Below are 2,652 nucleotides of genomic sequence, written 5' to 3' on the forward strand. Positions count from 1 at the left end.
CGTAGCGGCACAGCAACCGGCAGGGACGGCCAGAATCCTCGGGCTTCAGCCCGAGGAGCATGTCAATTCAGCGACTTCGCGATCTCCACCGCCCGCGCCTTCGACGCCACCCCTTCGAGCCGAAGGGTCACCTCGCCCTCGTGCATCCACAGCAGCGTGGGCCCCGCGGTCCGCTCGGAGCGGGTGAAGCGGCCGCCGTCCGAGTCGACCAGCCAGAAGCTCAGCAGGTGCGGCTTCGGAAACCACAACGCCGGATTGCCGTAGTCCTCGTCTCCGCCCAGCGACACCCACTCCGGCGACTCCCGCACCGTCTTCGTGAAGGCGATGTCCAGGCTCGCCGGATACTCGTCCAGCCGCACCGTGTGTCCGTGCTCGCGCCAGCACAGACTCATCAGGAGCCGCCCCTTCGGTTCGCGCGTGACCGTCACCGCGTCCGGCGTGCCGAAAGCGCCCGGCACAAGAGGCTCGAACCCCGCCTGTCGCCCAGCCTGTGCCAGGGTCAGCGAAGGGCCGCACCCCGGCACCCGGGCCCCGGGCGAGGGCAACGCCGACGGGTCGTACCGCACCGCGACCCCGCCGAAGCCGAACCAGTCGACGACGGCGGCGCGCACCGGAGGCGTGAGCACGAGGACCGTCAGCACACCGCACAGGCCCGCGGTCAGCGCGCGCCAGCGCACGCGCGCCCAGCGGCGCACCGCACGGAGCCGCCCGCCGGGGCCCTGCGGCTCGGCCACCGGGACCGGGATCCTCCCCCGCTGCCTCAAGGGCGCGGGCGGTACCCCCATGGCGAGTATCTGCTCCAGCACGCGCTCGACCATCGACTCGCTCCCGGCCGCCCCGGGCCGGTCCAGCGAGCGCCCGAGCGCCCGCAGCTCCTCCGGGAGCCGTGAGACACCCTCACGGCGACTCCGATCCCGGTCGCCGGAAGGCTCCGCGCCCCCTTCTCCGTACGACTCACTCATGCTCATCACCCCCTTCCCGAGGCTCTCCGGGTTCGAAGTCCGGCAGCAGCCGGCCCAGCTTGCGCAGGGCGCGGTTGAGGCGGGATTTCACCGTGCCGCGTGGCCAGCCCAGGGCCTGGGCCGTCTCCGGTTCGTCCATCTCCAGGAGATAGCGGTACGTGACGACGAGGCGGTGCTCCTCGCTCAGCTGGTCCAGGGCGGCCAGCAGCGCCGCGCGGCGCTCTATCCCCAGCGCCGCGGCCGCCGGGTCCGTCGATTCCGGTATCAGCGGCTCCGCCTCCGCGAACGCGGCCTCCCGGCCGGCCAGCGTCCGCTGGCGCACCGCCGTCCGCACTGTGTTCCTCGTCTCATTGGCGACGATCGAGAGCAGCCACGGCTTGAACGCCGCGCCGTCCCGAAAGCGCCCCAGCGAGCAGTACGCCTTGATGAAGGCCTGCTGCACCACGTCCTCCGCGTCCGCACCCGCCCCCAGCGCCCTGGCCGCCCTGATCGCGATGCCCGTGTGGGCACGGACCAGCTCCGCGTACGCCTCCGGCTCACCGGCGCGTACGCGTGCGATCACCACGGCCTCGTCGACGACGATGCGGCCCCCCTCCCGCGTCCTCACACTCTTGCTACACCGCCCGAGGCCGATCGGTTCCCACCTGTGTCACATCTGTTTCCGACCAGTTCCGGACCGGGCCCCCACACCTGAGAGAATGGTGAACATGGCCTCTGATAGTCCCCGCGTGCTCTCCGGAATCCAGCCCACCGCAGGCTCGTTCCACCTCGGCAACTACCTCGGCGCCGTCCGCCAGTGGGTGGCCCTGCAGGAGTCCCACGACGCGTTCTACATGGTCGTCGACCTGCACGCGATCACCGTTCCGCAGGACCCCGCGGACCTGCGCGCCAACACCCGGCTCGCCACCGCGCAGCTGCTCGCCGCCGGTCTCGATCCGGAGCGCTGCACGCTCTTCGTGCAGAGCCACGTCCCCGAGCACGCCCAGCTGGCCTGGATCATGAACTGCCTCACCGGCTTCGGCGAGGCGTCCCGCATGACGCAGTTCAAGGACAAGTCCGCCAGGCAGGGCGCCGACCGCGCCTCCGTCGGCCTCTTCACGTACCCGATCCTGCAGGTCGCGGACATCCTGCTGTACCAGGCCAACGAGGTCCCGGTCGGCGAGGACCAGCGTCAGCACATCGAGCTCACGCGTGACCTCGCCGAGCGCTTCAACGGCCGCTTCGGTCAGACGTTCACGGTCCCGAAGCCGTACATCCTCAAGGAGACGGCGAAGATCTTCGATCTCCAGGAACCGACGATCAAGATGAGCAAGTCGGCGTCGACTCCCAAGGGCCTCATCAACCTGCTCGACGAGCCGAAGACGACCGCCAAGAAAGTCAAGAGCGCGGTCACCGACACGGACACCGTCATCAGGTATGACACGGAGCACAAGCCGGGTATCAGCAACCTGCTGACCATCTACTCGACCCTCACCGGAACCGGTATCGAGGAACTGGAGCAGAACTACACCGGCAAGGGCTACGGTGCGCTCAAGACGGACCTCGCCGAGGTCATGGTCGACTTCGTGACGCCCTTCCGGGAGCGCACCCAGCAGTATCTGGACGACCCGGAGACGCTCGACTCGATCCTGGCCAAGGGTGCCGAGAAGGCGCGTGCCGTCGCCGCGGAGACGCTCTCCCAGGCGTACGA

At 69.7% G+C, this 2,652-nt stretch carries 3 protein-coding genes; 1 reads left to right on the forward strand and 2 read right to left on the reverse strand.

Annotation, left to right across the window (positions count from 1 at the left end):
* Nucleotides 1-62: 62 nt before the first annotated feature.
* Together IEY95_RS42275 and IEY95_RS42280 are read right to left on the reverse strand one after the other, a co-directional pair.
* Nucleotides 63-962 carry a hypothetical protein gene (locus IEY95_RS42275; RefSeq protein ID WP_189191589.1) on the reverse strand — a complete coding sequence of 300 codons (900 nt, stop codon included), beginning with the start codon at nucleotides 960-962 and terminating at the stop codon, nucleotides 63-65.
* Nucleotides 955-1,569 carry an RNA polymerase sigma factor gene (locus IEY95_RS42280; protein ID WP_189191590.1) on the reverse strand — a complete coding sequence of 205 codons (615 nt, stop codon included), beginning with the start codon at nucleotides 1,567-1,569 and terminating at the stop codon, nucleotides 955-957. The genes IEY95_RS42275 and IEY95_RS42280 overlap by 8 nt, the downstream gene beginning before the upstream one ends.
* A 100-nt stretch (nucleotides 1,570-1,669) precedes the next feature.
* Between IEY95_RS42280 and trpS the strand changes: the two genes are divergently transcribed.
* Nucleotides 1,670-2,652, forward strand: a 983-nt coding sequence (trpS, locus tag IEY95_RS42285; protein ID WP_189191591.1) for a tryptophan--tRNA ligase, incomplete at its 3' end; no start/stop codon positions are given.

Source organism: Streptomyces albiflavescens, from assembly GCF_014645835.1.
Lineage (GTDB): Bacteria > Actinomycetota > Actinomycetes > Streptomycetales > Streptomycetaceae > Streptomyces > Streptomyces albiflavescens.

Coding starts and splice junctions, on each gene's coding strand:
- IEY95_RS42275 (WP_189191589.1), bottom strand. CDS start 962: ATGAGTGAGTCGTACGGAGAAGGGGGCGCGGAGCCTTCCGGCGACCGG.